At 47.6% G+C, this 22,003-nt stretch carries 19 protein-coding genes; 14 read left to right on the top strand and 5 right to left on the bottom strand.

Going from position 1 to position 22,003, the window contains the following annotated elements; translation table 11 throughout:
• Positions 1-33: 33 nt before the first annotated feature.
• Positions 34-1,263, bottom strand: coding sequence for an adenosine deaminase family protein (locus tag CWI76_RS06795; RefSeq protein ID WP_126759594.1), 1,230 nt, complete (start codon positions 1,261-1,263; stop codon positions 34-36).
• Positions 1,264-1,436: 173 nt separating this feature from the next.
• On the opposite strand from CWI76_RS06795, the gene CWI76_RS06790 reads away from it, so the two are divergent.
• The 14 genes from CWI76_RS06790 to CWI76_RS11755 all read left to right on the top strand — a co-directional run bounded on the left by CWI76_RS06790 (position 1,437) and on the right by CWI76_RS11755 (position 16,164).
• Positions 1,437-2,015 (top strand): thymidine kinase, encoded by a 579-nt coding sequence (locus CWI76_RS06790; protein ID WP_126759593.1) that lies wholly within the window; start codon positions 1,437-1,439, stop codon positions 2,013-2,015.
• Positions 2,016-2,103: 88 nt separating this feature from the next.
• The gene (locus CWI76_RS06785; RefSeq protein ID WP_126759592.1) at positions 2,104-4,431 is read left to right on the top strand and encodes a sensor domain-containing diguanylate cyclase; all 2,328 of its coding nucleotides are present in this window, start codon (positions 2,104-2,106) and stop codon (positions 4,429-4,431) included.
• 50 nt (positions 4,432-4,481) lie between these two features.
• Positions 4,482-5,519 carry a dihydroorotase gene (pyrC, locus tag CWI76_RS06780; RefSeq protein ID WP_126759591.1) on the top strand — a complete coding sequence of 346 codons (1,038 nt, stop codon included), beginning with the start codon at positions 4,482-4,484 and terminating at the stop codon, positions 5,517-5,519.
• 132 nt (positions 5,520-5,651) lie between these two features.
• Positions 5,652-6,605, top strand: a complete 954-nt coding sequence (locus CWI76_RS06775; protein WP_126759590.1) for a hypothetical protein — start codon at positions 5,652-5,654, stop codon at positions 6,603-6,605.
• Entirely contained in the window at positions 6,602-7,234 is a 633-nt protein-coding gene (locus CWI76_RS06770) for a PilN domain-containing protein (RefSeq protein WP_126759589.1), read from the top strand. The genes CWI76_RS06775 and CWI76_RS06770 overlap by 4 nt, the downstream gene beginning before the upstream one ends.
• Positions 7,231-7,875: a hypothetical protein gene (locus CWI76_RS06765; RefSeq protein ID WP_126759588.1), complete on the top strand. Its 645-nt coding sequence runs from the start codon at positions 7,231-7,233 to the stop codon at positions 7,873-7,875. Before CWI76_RS06770 ends, CWI76_RS06765 begins: the two co-directional genes overlap by 4 nt.
• Positions 7,862-8,215, top strand: a complete 354-nt coding sequence (locus CWI76_RS06760; protein ID WP_126759587.1) for a hypothetical protein — start codon at positions 7,862-7,864, stop codon at positions 8,213-8,215. Before CWI76_RS06765 ends, CWI76_RS06760 begins: the two co-directional genes overlap by 14 nt.
• Positions 8,212-9,861: a pilus (MSHA type) biogenesis protein MshL gene (mshL, locus tag CWI76_RS06755; RefSeq protein WP_126759586.1), complete on the top strand. Its 1,650-nt coding sequence runs from the start codon at positions 8,212-8,214 to the stop codon at positions 9,859-9,861. Before CWI76_RS06760 ends, mshL begins: the two co-directional genes overlap by 4 nt.
• A 7-nt stretch (positions 9,862-9,868) precedes the next feature.
• Positions 9,869-10,783, top strand: coding sequence for an ExeA family protein (locus CWI76_RS06750; RefSeq protein WP_126759585.1), 915 nt, complete (start codon positions 9,869-9,871; stop codon positions 10,781-10,783).
• Complete coding sequence (locus CWI76_RS06745; protein ID WP_126759584.1) at positions 10,780-11,919, top strand: tetratricopeptide repeat protein; 1,140 nt, start codon at positions 10,780-10,782, stop codon at positions 11,917-11,919. The genes CWI76_RS06750 and CWI76_RS06745 overlap by 4 nt, the downstream gene beginning before the upstream one ends.
• A gap of 1 nt (position 11,920) precedes the next feature.
• Entirely contained in the window at positions 11,921-13,684 is a 1,764-nt protein-coding gene (locus tag CWI76_RS06740) for a GspE/PulE family protein (protein ID WP_126759583.1), read from the top strand.
• Positions 13,671-14,894, top strand: coding sequence for a type II secretion system F family protein (locus CWI76_RS06735; RefSeq protein ID WP_126759582.1), 1,224 nt, complete (start codon positions 13,671-13,673; stop codon positions 14,892-14,894). The genes CWI76_RS06740 and CWI76_RS06735 overlap by 14 nt, the downstream gene beginning before the upstream one ends.
• An 87-nt stretch (positions 14,895-14,981) precedes the next feature.
• Positions 14,982-15,593, top strand: a complete 612-nt coding sequence (locus CWI76_RS06730) for a type II secretion system protein (RefSeq protein ID WP_126759581.1) — start codon at positions 14,982-14,984, stop codon at positions 15,591-15,593.
• Positions 15,594-15,639: 46 nt separating this feature from the next.
• Positions 15,640-16,164 carry a type II secretion system protein gene (locus CWI76_RS11755; RefSeq protein WP_126759580.1) on the top strand — a complete coding sequence of 175 codons (525 nt, stop codon included), beginning with the start codon at positions 15,640-15,642 and terminating at the stop codon, positions 16,162-16,164.
• A 230-nt stretch (positions 16,165-16,394) separates the two neighbouring features.
• Here the strand turns inward: CWI76_RS11755 and CWI76_RS06720 are convergent, their stop codons facing one another.
• From CWI76_RS06720 to CWI76_RS06705, 4 genes are read right to left on the bottom strand one after another with little or no spacing between them, the layout of a single operon-like run.
• The gene (locus CWI76_RS06720; RefSeq protein WP_126759579.1) at positions 16,395-20,108 is read right to left on the bottom strand and encodes a polymer-forming cytoskeletal protein; all 3,714 of its coding nucleotides are present in this window, start codon (positions 20,106-20,108) and stop codon (positions 16,395-16,397) included.
• Positions 20,095-20,565 (bottom strand): hypothetical protein, encoded by a 471-nt coding sequence (locus CWI76_RS06715; protein ID WP_126759578.1) that lies wholly within the window; start codon positions 20,563-20,565, stop codon positions 20,095-20,097. Before CWI76_RS06715 ends, CWI76_RS06720 begins: the two co-directional genes overlap by 14 nt.
• Positions 20,555-21,397 (bottom strand): PilW family protein, encoded by an 843-nt coding sequence (locus CWI76_RS06710; RefSeq protein ID WP_126759577.1) that lies wholly within the window; start codon positions 21,395-21,397, stop codon positions 20,555-20,557. Before CWI76_RS06710 ends, CWI76_RS06715 begins: the two co-directional genes overlap by 11 nt.
• Entirely contained in the window at positions 21,397-21,957 is a 561-nt protein-coding gene (locus CWI76_RS06705) for a type IV pilus modification PilV family protein (protein ID WP_126759576.1), read from the bottom strand. Before CWI76_RS06705 ends, CWI76_RS06710 begins: the two co-directional genes overlap by 1 nt.
• Positions 21,958-22,003 lie beyond the last annotated feature (46 nt).

The following is a 22,003-nucleotide window of genomic DNA, read 5'->3' as shown; positions in this document are numbered from 1 at the left end:
AGGCGCAATTCAGCGCCTCTCAACTCAAAGTCTTTAGCTAACCCTGTGCTCTGCAGCAACCTTATCAAAGTATTCTAGTGCCTGCTTCGCGTAGGCACGTTTCGCAATGTAGTCACCCGCAAAAAAGTTTTTCTTAAAGCCATAAGCAACTATATCTTTTAAACGTTTTAACGGCACATCGACAGCACTTAACGCGAGTTCATATTCTTGCGTCACGCTAGTACGCGAGACTAGTCGGTTATCGGTACAAATGACGGTTGCTAACCGGTTCGCATACATGTGTTTAAAGTTATGGTTGCTGACATCGCCAATATCTGGGTTTGTTTGTAGGTTACTGGTAATACACACCTCAATAGCGATGCGACGGTCGGCAATAAACGACGCTAACCGACGCGCATAATCCTCTTTATCGGTAATTGTCGGGTCTTGAATCATCTCTGGCGAGAACAGTGAATAACCATGCCCTAAACGGTCGGCATAACACTGTGTGAGTGCTTCAAAAATACTCTCAGCGCCGTAGGCTTCGCCAGCATGGACAGTTTTCAGCAAGAAATTTTGATGTGCATACTCGTAGACTTCTTTGAAATCGTGCGCCGGGTAGCCCATTTCCTGACCGGCGATATCTAAGCCAACAATTGGTAAGCCTTCTTCATCGCGCAGACGCACGCTGGCGCGGATCATTTCCATGGCCGCGGTTTTAATCACTTGCTTTGGCTCATGGTCGCGCAACATTTGGAATAGCTGGGTGTAGTAAGGCGAGAATCCTTTTTTGCCGAACATACGCATAGCGCAGTTGATGATGCCGTAATCAAACGGCGGTTTAGTTCCATTCTGAACCTCAGGCTGTGCATTGTATTCAATTTTGGCGCGCTTTAAGCCTTTGTTCGTTGTGTGCATCACGGTATCAAAATCGATGCCCCTAGCTGGGTCCATCATTAATTGCGGCGCAAAGCGAACTTCAATGTAGATAACACCCTCAGCAATATTATCTTGGGCTAATTCATACGCGGCTTGCTCAAGGTTTTCCATGTCGCGTAAAACCGCACAGGTGTATTGGAAGCCGTTCAAATATTCACCTAAATTCTGATACGACTCTTTAAACACAAGGTCGTACAAGCCATCAACCGTGTATGACGGTAGCTCAATACCACTGCGCTTTGCCATTTCAATTAAGCCATCCGGACGTAAACTACCGTCCAAGTGCAAATGCAGGTCGGCTTTTGGCATAGCTTTTAAGAAGGCGTGAGAATAAGGTGCGGTCATGGGCTTCTCCTATTTGAATTTCACAAAGTATATCAAAACAAAGGCGTTAATCGTTATTGGTTGTTCGTTATTCGTGGGAAAGAAAAAGAGTGGATATTAGCTATTGGATATTAGATATTAGAAAAACACGTCGAATAACCAATAACCAATAACCAATAACGATTAACGATTCTATGGCTTCACTTTATTTTACTTACTCGGCAATGAATGCCGGAAAAAGCACTTCGTTGCTTCAAGTTGCCCATAACTATGAAGAACGTGACCAACACGTGTTACTGCTGACCCCGTCGATTGATGATCGGGCGGGGCACGGGCGTATTGCTTCGCGGTTGGGGATTGATCGTGAAGCGTTGGCCTTTTCAAACACGACGGATTTAGCCGCACTAATTGAAGCGCGGCATCAACGAAAACACATTGACTGTGTATTGATTGATGAGGCGCAGTTTCTAACCGAAACGCAGGTTTGGCAGCTTACCGAGGTGGTTGACCGTGTTGATATTCCGGTAATGTGTTACGGTATCCGCAGTGACGCATTTGGCAAAGCTTTTCCAGGTAGTGCTGTATTACTAGCTGTGGCTGATAAATTGGCAGAGATGAAAACCATTTGTTTCTGTGGTCGTAAAGCGACTATGAATTTGCGGATTGATGCTGAGGGCAATGCGGTGAAGGCGGGTGACCAAATCGCAATTGGTGGCAATGATCGCTATATCTCATGTTGCCGTAAGCATTGGAAGGAACGATTAGGTCTTTAAGCCGTAAAATAGTTAATTGCATCAATTGCTTTGGGAAAAGTCTGCTACTATTTGAATAGAAATTGATCAAGTTCAAAGTGGAGAGTCAATGAAACCAGCACCGCTACCGCGAAACGAAGTAGAACGGCTGCACTTGCTGCATGAACTCGACATCCTAGATACCGAGCCCGAACCAGTTTTTGATAAAATCACCCAATTTGCCAAACAACTGTTTGATGTGGATGCTGCGTTGATTACGCTTGTTGATAGCGAGCGGCAGTGGTTTAAATCCAAGATTGGATTTCAAGAAAATGAAACCCCTCGGGAAGTTTCGTTTTGTAGTCATGCGGTAGAAAAAGCGTCGACTATGGTGGTAGAGGACGCAACAAAGGATGAGCGCTTTTTCGATAATCCCTATGTTGTTGCCGAAAATGGTTTACGCTTTTATGCCGGTGTACCGCTAGAAATCGCACCAGATATTTTTGTCGGCACATTATGTATTACGGACTCTCGCCCTCGGAATTTTTCAACTCAGCAACGTGAATGGCTCGAAATTCTTGCAGAATGGGTAAAAAACGAGCTTGTTGGTCGTTATGCGATTAGTAATTTTGAACAAGAACGACGAGTACTAGCTGAAGGGCCGGTAGCTGCGGTGGTGTGGCAAGTCGAGCCATTTCCACATTTAATTTATACGGCATCGAATGTTGAGCGCGTACTGGGCTATCCGAGCGACTATTTGTTAGATCCTGAAGTTAACTACGAAACGATTGTTCATAAGTCTGATTGCGAGGAGTTGCTTGCCCGTATGCAAGCAGTTCTTGATGGTGAGCAAGAATCACTCGAATTAGAATACCGTGTTATTACACCTCAAGGCGATGTCCGTTGGGTTCATCATTATGCGCGAGCGGATCGCGACAGTCATGGCCACCTAGTTCGGGTACGTGGTTACTTACATGACAGCACGAAACGCAAAGAGCTCGAAATAAGCCTACAACAAGCGAACCAAAGTTTTGCCCTTGCACTGGCAGCTGGAAACTTGGCGACTTGGGATTGGAATCTGATCAAGCAAACCGTATCGGTTAATCATACTTGGGCTGAAATACTAGGTCGCGATGAAAGTTATGCTCAAAACAATCGCTGGGCGACGTTAATTCATCCCGAAGATTACCAAGCGACCCGAGATGCGTTACAACGCCACCTAAAAGGCCAAGCTGAACGATTCGAGGCGCGCTTCCGATTACAACATGCTGATGGTCATTTTATATGGTTACACAGCATCGGCAAAGTCATAGAGTTCGATGAAAATGGCTTGGCGGTGCGTATGGTAGGTATTCATCATGATATTACCGATGAAGTTAAGAATGAATTGCGCCGTAAGCAACAAGAAACTGTCCTAAACCTCGTCTCAGCAGTTCAGCATGAATTTTTATTCGTCAAAGAATTCAGTGAAGTGTGTGATATCGCTTTACCGCAACTAATGGCTCTAACCCAAAGTAAAGTAGGCATTATCGGTGAACTTCCAGGCAAATCAGTGTCACGGGAATTACTTTGGTTGCATGGTGTTCGGCGTAGCGACGACGAAGTAAAGAACCAAGCATATCAAAAGTTAATTCACCAAGGGCTTGAAGTTGAGGTAACGGGTCGTGTTGTTTGGCAAGTATTAACGGAAGGGAAAGCACAACTCTGTCCTTATCCGGTTCAGAATGAAGAAGCGTTGTTTCAGCCTCTCGACCTGCCATCATTAGAAAATGCTTATATATTACCGCTTTATTTCAAGCGTCAAGTTGTTGGTTTATTACTTTTGGCGAACTCTGCGCAAGGCTACAACCAAGAACTCCTAGCCACTCTCGAACCTATTTTGAATACGCTTGGCACTTTGATGCATTTTCGCCGCATTGATGAGCAACGAATCAACGCCACTGAAGAACTTCGGCGCATGGCAACTATCGATGAGTTAACTCAAGTGGCGAATCGCCGAGTGTTTATCGAGGCCGCTGAGCAGCGATTTAACGAACAGCAACGCTACGAGCTGCCAGTCAGTGTCGCCATTATCGATTTAGATCATTTTAAAAAGGTAAATGATACCTATGGTCATGCAGCCGGCGACAAAGTGCTGAAACAATTCGCGGATATTACTAGAGAAGTTTTGCGTGATGGCGATTTGTTAGGACGCCAAGGCGGTGAGGAATTTGCCATTTTATTACCGCATGCAGATATTAATCAGGCACTACAGGCTGCTGAACGCGTGCGGCAACGTATTGAAGAAACTGAGTTTGAATGGCAAGGTAAAACCATCCCAGTCACCATTAGTATTGGCGTCGCGCAGCTTCTCCCGACCGATAAAGATGTCGACCGTTGGTTTGCGCGCGCGGATAATGCTCTTTACCAAGCAAAATCTGACGGACGTAATCGCTGTATTGCTGCAAAAGAGGTATAATATTGCGTAATTAATCATCGTATCGAACATTTCACATTATAGAGGTACACATGCAGGTTTCTGAGCTAACAATTCCCACTCCCGACGATTGGCATTTACATCTTCGCGACGGCGAACTGTTAGCGACAACGGTGCCTGCGACCGCAGAAGTGTTTTCTCGCGCGGTGATCATGCCGAATTTGGTACCGCCAGTCACAACCGTCGAATTGGCGCAGCAGTATCGTCAGCGTATTCTTGAAAATCGTCCGCATGGAAATCAATTTGAGCCGCTGATGGCGCTATATCTTACTCAAAACACTGCGTTAGAGACGGTGCGAGCGGCCGCTGCCGATCCTAATATAATCGGATTTAAACTGTATCCCTCCGGTGCAACCACCAACTCAGATGCTGGTGTTACGAATGTCGATGGTTTAGACGATGTGTTCGCAGAAATGGCGAAACTCCAAGTGCCATTGCTTGTACATGGCGAGGTTACGACAGCAGATATAGATATTTTTGACCGTGAAAAGGTGTTTATCGATCGACACTTACGTCCGTTGCTGCAGCGTCACCCGAAACTGAAGTTAGTACTGGAGCACATCACGACGGCCGACGCCGTAAAATTTGTTGAAGAACAAGGTGAGAATGTGGCAGCAACGATAACGCCGCAACACTTATTGATGAACCGCAATGATTTATTAGTAGGCGGAGTGCGACCGCATAATTATTGCTTACCGATTTTAAAGCGCCGTGATCACCAACTTGAACTGCGGCGAGCCGCAGTATCTGGAAACCCGAAATTTTTCTTAGGTACCGATTCGGCACCTCATGCGCAATCAAAAAAAGAAACGGCATGCGGATGTGCGGGTTGTTACTCAGCGCCGGCGGCGTTACCTTTGTATGCAGAGTTTTTTGAACAAATGAATGCGCTTGAAAAATTGGCAGACTTTGCGAGTGGTTTCGGTGCAGATTTTTACGGGTATGCACGTGCAACATCTTGCGTGACTTTGGTACGGAAACCGTGGCGCGTACCCGAAACGGTCATGACAGCCGTTGGGCCCATGGTGCCATATTGGGCTGGCGAAATATTAAATTGGCAGCTAAAGTAATTGTTAACAAAATAAAAACAAACTATTGAACAATTTAACACGCTAGCAATCCCCCTCAAGACATGGTCTTATATGGCTTGAGGGTTTATAAATAGAACTATAATAAAAATTATAATTTGAAAGGAAAGCAACTTGATTCGTTTGTGGCGCGCTAAACACAACAATCGACTGGTGCTGACGTACGCGTTGGCCTCAGGGTTCGTGTCTCTGGCGGTTGCTGAATTTGCTGATGACGACGCAGGTCACGCGCCGGCCCTTATTGTTTCCGACCATCTTGAAGTTATCGATGGCAACTGGGCGACTGCAATTAAGTCTCTGACGGTAAAATATGCGCGTTACACGAAAGGCAATCCTACTGTTCTCGTTGTGCTTGGCCCCTCGTTATATCAAAGCGTGCAACTAGAGCGCCCGAATCTCCCTGCTGAAGAAATTACCCAAGCTTTGCGTTACAACCTGCGCGATCTCGTCACGTTGCCTCCGGCAGATATTATCGCTGATTACTATGACGCGCCGGTACAGCTAGCAGGACAAGACAAAATCAACGCGATTGTTGCTGACAGAAAGGTACTCGAACCGGTATTACACGAACTTCACCAAATTAGTGGCAATATCGCTGGCATTGTTTCTGAAGAACAAGCGATAGCGCAATTGTTCGCAGAGCAAGTTGAGCCTGCGGTATTGGCTTATCAACACGATTTAGAACCCGCATTGCTACAGGTGTATCAGCAAGGGCGGCTCCAAGTAAATCGTGTAGTACGCAGCTTAGAGCAATTATCTCAGTTAACTTCAGACGAAATAAAACTCGGCGGTGCTGCGCCGCTTAGCGTCGAGGTACAACGCTCAGCTGACTACTTTGAACGTCAATTACGGCAGCGACCCATTCGTGAAGTAATTATTGCGATTGGCACAAAGAATCGCCAAGGCATTACCCAGCAGCTTGATGAAGATCTTGGGCTTACGTCGCGTTGGGCTGATTATCCGCAATGGGCACAAGAGTTAGCGGCGGGCGATTTCTCGGATTATCCGGTGCTTGGAGGGGTATTGCTCGCGCAACGCTTGCGCATTGAAAGTCGGGAGGTTGCATGAAGCAAATAGCGAACCTTTACGTACTTGAATTGCGGCCCAAGCATGAAACGTTAACCTTTAAGCGGGTGATGACTGCGGTGGCTGCTGTCTTAGTTCTCGGCGTATTTGGTTCGGTTGCGATGACGTTGTGGGCAAACCAAACCGAGATTAATACACAGCGCATGGCTCACAATCTTAGCCAGTCGCAGCAGCAACTAATAGCGAAACAAGCTGAACTTCGTGCAGCGATGAATGATGCAAAAGTAGCGCAACAAATTGAGCAAATTGAACTCGATTTAGCCCAACGGCAACGATTGCTGCAACAGATGCAAAATGTGACTCAAACTCAGGCAGCAAGTTTTGCCGACGTACTCGACGATCTGGCTCGCGCCGACACAGATGCCATTTGGCTTCATCGAATCTTGATTTCGAACGGGCAGTTGACGCTGCAGGGTAAAACCGCCAGCGCCAGTGCGTTGCCGCTTTGGTTGGCGAGTTTTTCCGATTACGACACGTTGAGCGGTCGACAGTTCGGCGTTTTTGAATTACGAGATGTTAATACATCAGGTGTTCTCGATTTTACCGTGGGTAGCCTACAGCACAGCAGTTTGCTGGCACAGCCACGAACGAATGCGGGGGCAGCGCGATGAAACAGCAATGGCTGCAGTGGCAACAAAAATTCGAAGCAGTTGATGCAAAGCGCCGCCGCATTTGGTTCATTGCTGCGTTGTTCTTAATTATTTATTTGAGTTATTGGTTTGGTTTCCGTCCAGCTCTTGACGTCATTCAGGCAGAAAAGACCAAGCAAGAAATGCAACAAAGCCAAGTAGACCAATTATTGCGTGAGATAAAACAAATAGATCAGCGTTTGGCAGGTGACCCACAAGCTGCTCAAAGACGGCGCTTAGAGCAATTGCAGGCAAGTCTGCTTGAAGTCGATCAGCAACTCAATCAAGAAGCCAATTATGTGAGTGCTGCCGACAATCGAGCTTTACTGCGAGCTTTATTGAATCAAGCAAGTAACGTCAAAGTACAGTCGGCTCAAGCCTTACCGGCTGAACTTATTTACCAAGATGAAATGAACCAAGATACAGGTATCTTTCGTCATCGTTTACAGCTTGTCATTCGGGGTAATTATTTTTCGTTAAGTAATTACCTGCAACAGCTTGAGAAGTTGGAGTGGTCATTCTACTGGCAGCGCTTGGATTACAATGTACTCCAAGCCCCTGAAGCGGAATTGACGTTAGAAATTTATACCATCAGCTTGGAGCGTGATTATGTTGCGAGCTAATGGATTACTGATATTACTACTCATAAGTGTACCGGCATCGGCGCTGCAAGAACTGCGTGACCCAACGGCGCCACCTCGAGTTCTTGAACGTGCTGGTAGCCCAACGCCTGCATCAGAAGTATTGAAATTGCAGTCTATTCGGTGGGTTGGTGAACAACGAAAAGCACTGATTGATGGCCAGTGGAAAGTTGTAGGTGAGACAATTGGACCGTACAAGGTGACAGCTATCCAAATGAGTGAAGTAAGTTTGCGAGATACGCGGAACAGTAAAGATTTAACCTTACGGCTGTTTAGCTTTTCAGCAACACCGTATTACCCGTCAGCAGGGAGCAGTTTATGATTCGAGTAGGCTTGATTAGCATCGCCTTACTGTTGGTGGCCGCCTGCGCTCATCAGCCAGAGCGCAAGCCAACAGAGGCGCAGCAGGCGTTGCAAGAGCGTTCGGCAGGGCGCGCAACGAGTGAACGCCCACCACTGCCTGATTCAGTGCGCGAAAGCCTGCGTGGTCAAAATAATCAATTGCGTGAGGCGGGCGAACAACTTCTTGCTGAACCGCGTTTTTCTATTGCCGCAAATGAAGTTCCTGCTGCTCAGTTTTTTGCAGGATTAACCGCCGACTCGCCCTATAACATCGTGGTTCACCCCGAAGTTTCGGGTTCCATAACGGTAAACTTAAAAGACGTAACACTAACCGAAACGCTCGATGTTATTAGCGATATTTATGGTTATCAGGTGCGCAAAGAGCGCAATATGATTCGTGTATTTCCAGCAGGGTTACGTAGCGAGACCATTGCACTTGATTATCTAGCGCTGCGTCGCATGGGGCTTTCACAAACTAGTGTCAGCTCAGGCGGAGTAAAAGACAACGATCGCAACAATAGCGGTAACAACCAGTACGGCAGCAACGCTAATAACAATTTATTAGGTAACCAGGGGGGTGTGAATAACAACAATCCGCTCTCGCAAAACTTGAACGGCATGCAAACCAACGGTTCTTCAATTAGTAGCTCTTCTGAAACCGATTGGTGGAGCGACCTGAAAGCTATTATTGAGGGCATTGTGGGGCCAGGCGAAGGACGTCGTGTCGTTGTTGCGCCGCAAGCTGGATTAGTTACGGTCACCGCATTACCTAGTGAAATTCGCGCTGCGCGAGAATTTCTGGAATCAGCACAACGTCGTCTACAACGTCAGGTCATTCTTGAAGCGCGCATTGTCGAAGTTGCACTGAATGACGATTATCAACAAGGCATTAATTGGAACGATATTTTTGAAGCTGGTAACTCGGTAGGCACTATTAGCATGAGCGGTTCTGGCATTACTGGTAGCAGCCTCGGCGGTGTATTCGGTATGACCTTGAACGTTGGTGAGTTCACTGGTGCATTAAACCTGTTGCAAACTCAAGGAAATGTCCAGGTACTGTCAAACCCGCGGGTGAGTGCAGCAAACAACCAAAAAGCCGTAATTAAAATCGGTGAAGACGAATACTTTGTTACCAACGTTTCAACAACGACGGTCACTGGTACAGCCACCACGTCGACACCGAATATTGAGTTAACGCCGTTCTTCTCTGGTATCTCTCTCGATATTACGCCGCAAATTAGTGAAGACGGTGAAGTGATTTTGCATGTGCATCCTTCCGTTGTTGAAACCACGGAACAAGAAAAAGTGGTTAAGCTGAACAATGACACCTTTGTTCTTCCATTAGCGCAAAGCAACATTCGTGAGAGTGACACGATCGTAAAAGCACGCAATGGTGAAATTGTCGTCTTGGGTGGGTTAATGCAGACCTCATACACCGATACTGAAGCGAAAGCACCTTTGTTGGGCGATATTCCGGTCGTTGGCAACCTATTTAAAAATAAGCGCCGCGTCGAACAGAAGAAAGAGCTGGTGATATTGATTCGCCCAACCGTGGTTGGCGTGGATACTTGGCAGGACGAACTTGACCGTTCTAGCGAAATTTTAAAGCAATGGTACGGAAACTGAGACCGCTATGTATCAAAAGCATTACGGCTTAACCGAACTACCATTCACGCTGACGCCGAATACCAGTTTCTATTGTGATCTTGAAGGTCACCGCGCAGCTTTGGAAGTATTGTTAACCGCATTGCGTACCGGTGAAGGTTTCATCAAAGTTGTTGGTGAGGTTGGTACCGGTAAAACCTTATTGTGTCGTAAGTTACTGAACGAATTACCCGAACCATATGTGACGGCATACATCCCAAATCCGTTTTTAAATCCGGATGAACTGCGTGCACAAATTGCTCGCGAACTACAAGTGGATATTTCATCAGCAAGCAGTCAGCAGTTAGTTACGCAAGCGATTCAACAACGGCTCATGGAGATTAATGCTGCGGGTAAAACGGTTGTCATTGTATTGGATGAAGCGCAAGCATTGCCGAGCGACTCACTTGAAGCGCTGCGTCTGATCTCGAATTTGGAAACTGAGACGCGAAAACTCTTACACATCGTTTTGTTTGGGCAACCTGAGCTGAACGAACGTTTAGCGGCACGAGAGCATCGCCAGTTACGCCAACGCATCTCGTTTAGCTATCACTTGCAAGCAATGACGGTACACGAGTTGGCACGTTATATTTCCCATCGTTTACATGTGGCCGGTTATAAAGGTGCGCCAATCTTTAATGGCCGCGTCGTGAGTATGCTACATCAGGCGAGTCGCGGTATTCCAAGACTTGCGAATGTTTTATGCCATAAGGTGCTATTGCTGTGTTATGGCGAGGGTGTGTATCCGGTTACTCCGAAGCATGTGCGTACTGCCGTCGACGATACAGAAGATGCAATGTTGCCGAAACGTACTTGGTATTGGTGGGTATTAGGTGCTGCTGCGCTCGCCGCGCTAGCATTTTGGGGTTATCAACAGCAATGGTTTGCTGGAGGTAACCTATGAGTGTTATCAATCGGATGTTACGTGATCTTGACCAGCGTCAGCAGCAAAATAACCGACGCACTTATACACCGGCGGCGGTTGCGCCTCAACCGATTCATTGGGCATGGATTGTTGGCATTTTAGTCGTGAGCTTAGCGGCGATAATCGGGGCATTAAATCTGTGGTGGATGTACAGCTCAAATCAAGCGTCAGCGGAAGTTGAGTCAGCATCAACGGTTGAAACGACCCCAGTTGAACTGAGCCAATCCATTGCTAAATCGGAGGCGTTGGCTGCCGAGACCGTGGGAAAAGAGACGCCGACAAAATCTGAAACCTCATCACAAGAAGCGGCAGCAAAAGTCGAAAAGCCAAACGTCATTGTTGATGTGGCAACGTTACCTAAAACTCAAGACACCGAAGTGACGGAAAAATCACCGAAGCAGCCTACGACAGAGTCGGAGCCTGCGGAAACTAACGTGATAACCGAACCAGCTCCAACACCTGAGCCGACCCCAAAAGCAACGAAGAAGCCGCCAGCATCAAGTTCATCTCAGTCGTTTAGTGTTGAGCGGGTGCAATTATCATCGCAAGAATTAGCCGATACAAACCTAGCAAAAGCTCGTGAAGCGTTCCAGAAAGGTGAACAGGCTAGAGGACAAGAGTTACTCGAGAAAGCATTGGTGGTTAAACCAGATCATGTAAAAGTTCGCTCTGAACTGGCCGCATATTGGTACGGGCGGGGTTTAACGAGCCGAGCAATCACCTTGTTACAACAAGGGTTAGATTTAAAGCCTCAGCAAACCGAATGGCAGTTGTTGTTAGCACGAATATATGAGCGAGTGGGTCGAGTTGAACAGGCGTATCAGGTACTTGCCGTTATTCCTATGCAAGCGCCAGAAACTCCGGAGTTATTGCAATTAAGAGCGTCATCGGCAACGCAGCTTGGTTATTTTAATGAGGCTGCCGCTGACTATACCGCGCTTGCGACGCAATCGAATGAAGGTCGTTGGTGGCTTGCCGCAGCTGTCGCTTACGAAGATGGCGATAATATTGAAGCTGCGGTTCGCAGTTATCATCAAGCGATAAAGCAACCGGACTTAGGTCAGGACGCTCGCTCGTATATCGAACAACGTCTTGCTGTATTGGAGGGATTCTAAGATGCGCCCACGTTTAAAAATGCGCCTCGGTGATCTACTCGTTCAAGATGGCATGATTACAGAGTCTCAGTTGCAGCAAGCGTTAGCCGATCAGAAGCAAAATGGCCGGAAGCTTGGCGTGACATTGATTGATCTTGGGTTCATTGAAGAACATGATTTGCTTGAATTCTTAGCGCGTCAGTTGAACATCCCGTTGATTGAACTCGGTGACCGTAAGATTTCACAGCAAGTGGTGAACCTAATTCCCGAAGTTCAGGCGCGTCGTCATCGCGCCTTAGTCATTGAAGCTGATGAAACGAATGCTCTCGTTGGTATGAGCGATCCTGCTGATCTTGCTGCCGTAGACGCTATTTCTCATTATCTGCAGCCACGCGAAATGAAGCTTGCGGTAGTGCCCGATGCGGATTTGCTTGAGGCATTTGATAACCTTTATCGCCGTACCAAAGACATTGCTCAGTTTGCAAAAGAGCTGCAAACCGAAACCCAGGATGGAGCCGAATTTGATCTTGGCGCATTGTCGCTTGATGACGATGACGACGAAGCAACGGTCGCCAAGCTCTTACAATCGATTTTTGCTGATGCCGTGCAAGTGCGTGCTTCAGACATTCACATCGAACCAGATGATCGTGCATTGCGCATTCGGATGCGAGTTGACGGTGTGTTACAAGAAAACGTGCTCACTGAAACCAATATTGCCAACGCCCTGTTGTTGCGATTGAAGCTGATGGCTGGCTTGGATATTTCCGAGAAGCGATTACCACAAGATGGCCGCTTTAATATTAAAATACGCGACCACTCTATTGATGTGCGGGTATCGACGATGCCGGTACAGTATGGCGAATCGTGCGTCATGCGTTTGCTGGATCAGTCTGCAGGCTTGCTGCAGCTCGAGCAGACGGGTATGCCAGAACATATCCTCAAGCGTGTGCGTCGATTGATTCATCGTCCGTATGGCATGTTAATTGTGACCGGTCCGACAGGCTCGGGTAAAACCACAACATTGTACGGCGCGCTAAGTGAACTCAACCAAGCCGAAAAGAAGATTATCACGGTTGAAGACCCAGTCGAATACCGCTTACCTCGTATTTCTCAGGTTCAAGTAAACAGCAAAATTGGACTGAGTTTCTCGAACGTATTACGTACCACTTTGCGCCAAGACCCCGACATTATCATGGTGGGTGAGATGCGTGATCACGAAACCGTTGAGATTGGTCTGCGTGGTGCGATTACGGGTCACTTAGTACTGACCACTTTGCACACCAACGATTCGATTACGAGTGCGCTGCGATTAATTGATATGGGTGCAGCACCATATTTAGTTGGTGCGGCTTTGCGAGGTGTTCTCGCACAACGCTTGATTCGTCGCGTGTGCGACAATTGCAAGATAGCCGATACGCCAGAGGTTGCTGAGTTGACACTCTTACGCCGCATGGATCCCAGTATTCCGACAAATGGCAGTGGTTTTGTGCGTGGTAAGGGCTGTCGTAGCTGTAATCATACGGGCTATAAGGGTCGAATTGGTGTATTCGAATTTCTAGAAATGAACGAAACGATGATTGATGCGTTACGCGATAGCAATATGCGCGAGTTTGCCCAAGCAGCGCGTCAGTCAGAAGGGTTTAAACCATTAGCGAGCGTTGCATTGGAGTATGCGCGAGCAGGTATTACTTCTCTTGATGAAGTGTTGTTTTTGGCTGAAACAGTCGAAGAAAAAGAACTACGAATAACGGCGGCAACCACAGAGGGTGGCGATGGCGAACTATAAGTATCGTGGCCGCGATAATGGTGGCCAGCCAGTGCAGGGGGTTATTGAAGCGGCGAGTGAAAGCTCAGCAGCCGATAGCTTATTGCGTCGGGGAATCACCCCGTTGGCGATACAAATTGAAGTGACCGAAGCCAAAGTAGGAGCCAAGTCCTCTGGATTGTTTCAACAACGCATTAGCCATGTTGATCTGATCATATTTACTCGACAAATGTATTCGTTAACCAAAGCAGGTATACCGCTGCTTCGTGCCATGGAGGGATTAGCGGAGAATACGAGTAACAAACGATTTGGTGCTGTATTAAAAGATTTAGTGGAGCAGCTAGAGCGCGGTCGCCAGCTATCTTCTGCAATGGCCTCTCATCCACGTGTGTTTCCACGCCTATTGGTTGCAATTGTGCACGTTGGCGAAAACACGGGTGAATTAGAAGGCGCATTTTTGCAGCTTTCAGACTACCTAGAAAAAGAACAAGAAACGCGTAAAGCGATTAAGTCAGCGCTGCGCTACCCCATGTTTATTATGTTGGCGTTAGTGGCTGCGGTCGTAATCATAAACATTTGGGTGATACCGCCGTTTGCGCAAATGTTTGCGAATTTTAATGTGGATTTACCATTACCGACGCGCATTATTCTCGCCACATCAAATTTCTTCGTAAATTGGTGGCCACTGATGCTCGGAGTGGTTGTAGTGGCGATTGCAGGCGCAATCAACTACGTTAAAACCGTACCTGGAAGAATGGTGTGGGATCGATTCAAAACGCGTATGCCAGTGGTTGGTGATATTGTCATGCGTTCATTGCTAGCTCGGTTTGCGCGCACGTTTGCGGTGATGTTGCAAGCGGGAGTGCCATTAACGCAAGGCTTAGGTTTAGTCGCTGAAGCAGTGGATAATAGCTGGATGAGTGGGCGCATTAACGACATGCGACGTAATATTGAGCGCGGTGAGAGCTTAACGCGAACTGCCCGCAATAGTGAGCTATTTACGCCCTTAGTATTGCAAATGATAGCCGTTGGCGAAGAAACAGGTCGAGTCGATGAAATGTTATTTGAAGTGGCTGGATATTACGAACGCGAAGTCGATTATGATCTCAAGAGTTTGACCGCGCGCATCGAGCCGATTTTATTAGTATTTGTGGCGGTAATCATCACCATTATGGCATTGGGTGTATTCTTACCAATGTGGGAAATGATGGATGCGTATCGGGGTCGATAATTAACCGTAATTTAACAATTGTGGATAACCATTAATATTTGCATGGTTTTGTTATAAAAATCATAATAAACCTACGGGGAATAAGGGATGCAAGCAGTGCAGACGAAACTTACTTCAACAGCGAACCAGTCGGGTTTTACCCTGATTGAGCTGATTATTGTTGTTGTTATTCTGGGCTTGTTGGCAGCCTCGGCACTGCCACGCTTTACCAGTGTGACAGCTGATGCCGAAGATGCGGCCGTAGAAGGTGTTGCCGGAGGCTTTGCCAGCGCGGTCGGCCTTGTGCGTGCTGAATGGGAACTACGCGGTCGTCCACAAGGTAACGCGGATGGCGCAGGCGCCGTTGTTGTCATGGATGGCATTAGCGTTAACGTGGATGGAAGCACCGGCTACCCAGTCAGTGGCGACAACAATCTTAATGCCCACGATTTAAACATTACCAGTGAAGATTGCCGCACCATGATGCAAGCCATTTTACAAGGTGCGCCAACCGCTACCACCAGTTTTACCCTGCTGGGTGAAAACCGTTATTACGTGACCCGCGAAAATAACGGAACCAATGATATTTGCGTGTATTATTTAGCAAATACCATTAAAAACTTGGCTTCAGCGCCAAGTGGCACCGACTATCTCTCTGTCGGTAACGTGTTTGTATATAACCCACGTACCGGTGGGGTCAGTATTTTTAGTAATAATTAGTTTATACTTTGGGGAATACTCCTTACTTATTAAAAGGGAAAGCGCTATGAAAACACAAAAAGGTTTTACATTGATCGAACTGATCATCGTCATCGTGGTACTCGGCATCCTCGCCGTCACTGCCGCTCCGCAATTCTTTAACTTCTCAACTGACGCTCGCGAGTCAACGCTCAATGGATTGAAGGGTTCTATGAATGGTGCGGCTGATCTAGTGTATGGAAAAGCTGCAATTCAAGGCGTTGAAGGTGATGCTGATGATGGAGCGACTCCAACAGCCGATTATGTTTCTGTAGATGGTATTGATGTAGTCTACGGATACCCTGCAGCAACTGCAGCAGGCATTACCGCGGCATTAAATATCACTGTAACAGACTGGGATATCGCCTATACTGATAGTGCAGATATCGGTAATACAGCAAATGTTGTGCGCTTTGCTCCAGCAGGTACAACGCCATCGGCAACGTTAGATGTTGCTGATCATACAACTATCACTGAGTGCTATGTAGAATATACAGATGTTACTTCAGCTGGTTCACGTCCAACAATTACAATTGAAACAACAGGCTGTTAATTAGAGATCTTTCATTTTAAAGCGCCTTCGGGCGCTTTTTTATTGTCTGTGATTTAACCGAACAGTGAGCGAAGCGAACGGACGAACAGCGGAGCGCACGCACAACGAATAACGAGCAACGAATAACGAATAACGAATAACGAACACCGTATTTGAGCTCCAGATTAACGGCGCTTCGCGCCACTCGGCGTAGAACGCCGAGCTACCGCCACTCGGCGTGAAACGCCGGGCTACTGTCTTTCCATCCAGAAGATGACGCGGTCATTACCGCGGTACTGACCGAAGCCCGCCGTGGCTCGTGGATTCTCGTTTATTTCAGCTGCATCGTGACCCCACTCATAACGCAACCATGAGTCAGCTTGATATTCGAAGATAAAGTCACCGAAGTTATTTGGTGCATTGGGCGCAAGCCAGAACAAGTCGCCGTAGATCAATTCACCGTTACTGAACGTAATTGGACCCGTCAGCTGATCGGCAACGGTATCGATCGCGTCTGGATTATCGATGATATTAAGATTTGCGGCGGTTACCGTGGTACATGAATCAATATCATTGAGGACAAAGCGGTTGCCATCAAAGTATTCGTTGTACATCACAATCGGTAAATCTTCATTTTCGGGGCCGAAGATATTCTCAAGTCTCATTCGACCGTAACGAAGCTCGAGTAAGCCGCCAATTGGCACGGCGGTTGATGGCAACGTCAGTGCCGGATCGTTCTGGACGGTCATCGACTGATCGGCGGCCGCGAAATTGCGGGCATCTGTGCTGGGATCGAGCAACTGCAAACCAAGCTGGAGATCAGGGTAGGGGCCGTCGGGCTCATTATCTACTCGGCGGTTAAATGATACGGCCGAGCTTGCAAAAGTAAGTTCGCCCGCTAACCAAGTGGTTTGAGGCAAGAAATCGAGGCGGTTATAAAACTCATCACCAATATCATCAACAGGAGTTAAACTGGCGGCGCGCATTTGAACCGTCGCAGTATCGCTGTAGAGTACACCACCGGAATTGGCGTAGTTTTTCGTCACTTCATCCAGTTGATTTAACGCTTGAACGGTGTAGGTGACTTCAATGGCATCTTGTCCCATATAACTGAAGCCGCTACAAGCATTGACTACGTTCGCCGCTGAAACGGTGAAGCGACTCGGATAAAAACGACCGATGGGGCTTGGAGGACGCGAGAATGCGTCACCGGCGCCAAGATAGTTGTCGCCGCTTAAGCGAGCCGTTAAGTTGACGGTGCCAACTTCCTTCCAAATTGCCCCAGATGTGCGCTTCGCTCCAGGATAGGTTGGATCAATGACAAAAGGGTTGTTCAAGGTCAATTGAGAGCCATTGCTATCGATATCTGCGGGGGTTGGATAAGCCATAGAATGAAATTGGACTTGTACTCCCGCAGAAGTCGATTCTAGGCCGAAGTTAGGCGTTGGATTGCCAGCAGCGTTTAGCGACTGGACAACCATACTAAACGGCGCTGCCGCGGCGGTAAATCCTGGCCCCGTTGCTGTCGTGCTGGTCCATAAATCACCAGCATCGTCGAGGGCGCGTGTCACTAATGTGTGCGGTTTTACTACAAAGTCATTGATACTGGTGCCCACAAGTTCAATATCGGGATCGCTAATAGCCGGATTGGACGCCGATGGTGCTTCCGTTAGTGGCAGTGAGGCAAATAATCGAATCTGGCCTACGTCGGAATAATTGACCACCAAATCATTTTCAACGCGGCCCGTCGCATCAAAAGTTAGCGCAAGTGCTTGGGTGTTGGTGTTGCTTCCAGCAGCATTGAGGCCAATAGCTTGACCGTCAATTGTCAGTGATTGTCCCGGTTGACACGTGCCCGGATTCAAACACTGCATGCCTAAGTTCACGGTATGAGTGCCGGATAATCGCGCTTCGCAAGCACCTGTCGTGGTATTGGTTTCAACCGCGCGTAAAGCTGCAGGTAAATCATTTCCTGCGAAGGTTGCAGGCAATGGGCTAGCGCCATCGATATCGGTAATGATTAAACCGGCGGTGTTGAACGTTACTTCACAACTGGTGGCTACTGTGCCACTGCTGTCGTAACACTGCGTCGCTTCAACCGCTGTGGGTGAGGCATTACTTAGCGTTAATGCTGCCGCTCCACCATTAATATTACGCAGGCCACTGCCACCAGTGCCGTTACTAAATAATAGGTTAGCATCGGCATCTGTGGTTGAGTCGAGAGAACCGCCTTGCCAGACACTGTCTGCATCGCTCGAACTCACGGTAATTGTAACAGGGTCATCATAAGTGGCTGAGCACGTTTCATCAGCGCAAGCGATCACCTCGATAGCTGCCGAGTAACAACTAACCAATACTTGTGGGTGGAGGAGACGGTAATGATGTACTTCGGAATCGACCGGCGCACAGCCTAACGATGCCGTGACTTCAGCTTGTACTTCCGGACTGTAATTGAAGACCGTATCGGTACCAACGTCAATGGTTCCAGCAGTTAGAATACTGCCTTGTAGCGTATTATTGTTGCCTAAGGTTATATCGTTGTCGGGGAATGGGCCATATATGGTGCCGTTAAAGTTGAGTGTATCCTTATTGCCACCCATATTACCGTTACCCAATGATATCGTCGCACCTTCGTAAAGATAAATTTGAAGATTCGACGCTGAGCCGCCGCTATTAATTTCGAGCTGGTTGGCATTGGTTTGGCCAATTCCGGTTTCGATAAACAATCGAGCTGGTCCAGCGCTGGTGGTATTTACATAGATACCTGAATGAAAAACAATTTCGCGAATAAAGTAATCGCCAGGGCCAAGTGTAATACCGGTTCCGCTCCCTGTTGCGCCAACTTCTAATCGATCAATATAGTAAGTGCCGCCAAGAAAATTACCATTATTGCCGCCTGCGACATTGATTGTGCCGTAAGTGCCGGCGGGAATGTCACTCGGATCGTTTTTCTTACTAATATTTAAATCTGCTCCACCACTAAACGTCGGGAAAATCAATGGATCAAGTGGCGGATACTCCAAGTCAACAGTATCAACTTGCCCAATAGGTGTCGGTGTGTTTCCGGTGCCATCGATGGGATTACCGTTAATCTCAGAACCATTGCCAAAGGTGAATCCCCCGCTTCCTACAACGCCATACGAGGTTAATAGTGTCACTTCACTACAGTAGTCGTATTCGGGATCCTGCGCGCCGGGGCACGGGCCAACATAAGAATTAATGCTACAAGTATATGGCGCCGTACCGGTACCACTAACGCTGGGCGCATTGATATACCCTAGTACGGTTCCGTCGTTCACCACCGGACTGCTGGCGTTAATACTGCCAGCTGTTGCGCCACTACTGTTGGTGACTGCTCCTACAGCATCAATATTGGAAGTAACAGTACCGTTATTCTGCACGCTACCTGACGCATCGACGCGTCCGCTAAGGACAGCGCCTGAATTATTAACGAAGTTACCCGCTGTCGTCACCTTGCCGTTAATCAGACCGCTATTTGAGACGCTGCCGCCAGCTATAATATCGCCATTAATGGTTGGCCCAGACGCAACGGAAACATTTGCGAGGGCGTTTAAATCGCCATTCACAATCGTTTCCAATCCACTAACGGTAATATTCGCGGCGGAAATATTCGCATTGATGACGGCATTATCACCGCTCATGAGAAAGTTACTACTGCCCAACTGTATGTTTAGAACATAACTATTATTCGGATTAATCGTGATGCCATCAGCGGTGGTAAATGCGCCATTTATCACCAAGTTAAGATTCTGTGTGAGGCTTAATGTTGCATCGACAGTGGTGAGCGTGATGTCACTATTACAGGTAACAGTCTGTCCCCCATCGAAGCTGCATCCGGCGAAGTCACCGACGTTATTCACTGCGTCATCAGGGAGGGTCCAATTGGCGAAGGCGAGCGCGGGCAACAATGCGATTGCTAGGATGACTGATTTAATAAACCCCATCACTTGCCTCCAACATAATTTCCTTTGAATACGTTAAATCGCCAGCACCACAGCTACCTTGTGCAAGAATACGAAAATGTATACCAGAATAGGGCGCCGATAACTCAGCTTGGTCGCAGTAAACGGTTGTTGAGCAATTAGCGAGTCCGTCAACCGAGAAACTGGATTGAATCACTACGGAGGTGGGTTCGCTGCTCGTTCGTTCCGGACAAATCGTCTCGTCGGCGTTGCTTGAATTAAGTGGAAACAAATCGACCAATAACGTTTCTGCGCCGCTACGAGCTGCGGCTTGGGCGCGAGCTCCAAGTACTTCGCTAACCGTAGCCGATGTGGCGTCGCCTAAAATACGTACCATGGCCATGCCGATCAGGCTCATTACAACAATAATAAACACCGCAACAGCCAGTGCGGCGCCACGTTGTCGATAAACTGAGGTTTGCAGTCGATTACGGAACATTCGGTATATACACCTCGTGTAAAATCTCGAGCGGTTCTTGTGCCGCATCACGACGGAAGCGCCAATCAAACTGAATCAAACTGTTTCTGTAGAGCGTTGCCTCAAACACTTTAAATGGGAACTCACTGTTATTGAGGTCATTATAGATATTTTCGGCCATAAGTTCGGCACTTGTCGCCGTTGATAATTGTAGGTCAGCGAAAGAGGGCTGGTTATTCAATCGACCATAGCCTTCAAATCGATACAACCCGCGACTGGTTTCGTCGTAGCACCAGCTGATTGGCATGCCGCCGATGTAGTAGCGTCGTACAGGACTGTCGGTAACGAAAAATGTGTTCGGCGAATAACTGATATCAACGAGATTATCAACCGGCGGCGTAACGCCGGTTACCTCTTTTCGACGCTGCGTAGCATTGCCATAAATATGCTGTGTGGTAGTGGCATATACCAACAAATAGCCGCCGACTAATCCATCAAGTGTGGTTGGCGCAATGGCTGTGAAGGGGACATTTGACACTGAAGGAGGGCCTGGGCGCGGAATGCGTACATACTGACTACTCGCCAGTATCGGCATAAATTCAATGCAACGTTGACTGTCGGCAACGCTTACACGAACACTGCGGGGAACAGCATTGCGCAGCTCACTCGTTAAGCGATTTAAGGCAAACCGTGATTGTGAGACGAGTTGATCACGTTCAGTGGTGTCGCGAAAAATCTGTGCACCGAATCCGAGGTAATTAAACACAAATAGCCCGGTAAGAGCGAGTAACACAATCACGATAACGAGTTCGACCAGTGTAAAGCCACGAGATCTATGCTGATAATTTATCATTAGTAATTACCTCGCAGTGAGGTAAAAACAAAGTCTTGGCCAAACGATGTAGAGACGGTGACGCGAATACGTTTAAACGCAGTAATGGTTGATTGGCATACGCCTAAATTATCGCTATAGCACACGTCAATGGCATAGGTGAAACCGACGTAGCGGCCAGCAATATCGTCACCCAAGGCGTCTTGTAAAGTTGGTGCGGTTAATTCGAGTTGATGGTAATCATCAACATCATCGAAGGTGTCACGTGTTTCGCTATCAGGGCCTAGAGCGGCTGGGGCGGTACAAGTTGTTGTACCCTCGCCACAACGAACTAAACCACCCTGGCGATCACTATTTTCATCAAATGATTTTCCGCTAATTTCATCGATAAAAGCTTGCCCCAAAGCGGCAGCTCGTTGTTGTAGGATTGGTTCGGCGCTACGTTGCGCTTGAGGAAACAGCAATACGGTTAGGAGCACTATCGAAATGCCCAAAACCACAATGCCAATAATAATCTCAATCAACGTGAAACCACGTTGTTTTGAGTGACTTGGCCGTTGCGTGATCGACATTCGAGGCATAGCTAAGCTCCGAGGCTTCTACTTTTCTTATAATTTGTTGATATAT

Origin of the sequence: Pseudidiomarina marina, from assembly GCF_003987045.1 — a bacterium.
In the GTDB taxonomy this organism is placed as follows: domain Bacteria; phylum Pseudomonadota; class Gammaproteobacteria; order Enterobacterales; family Alteromonadaceae; genus Pseudidiomarina; species Pseudidiomarina marina.
This window is presented reverse-complemented; position numbering and strand designations above follow the sequence as displayed.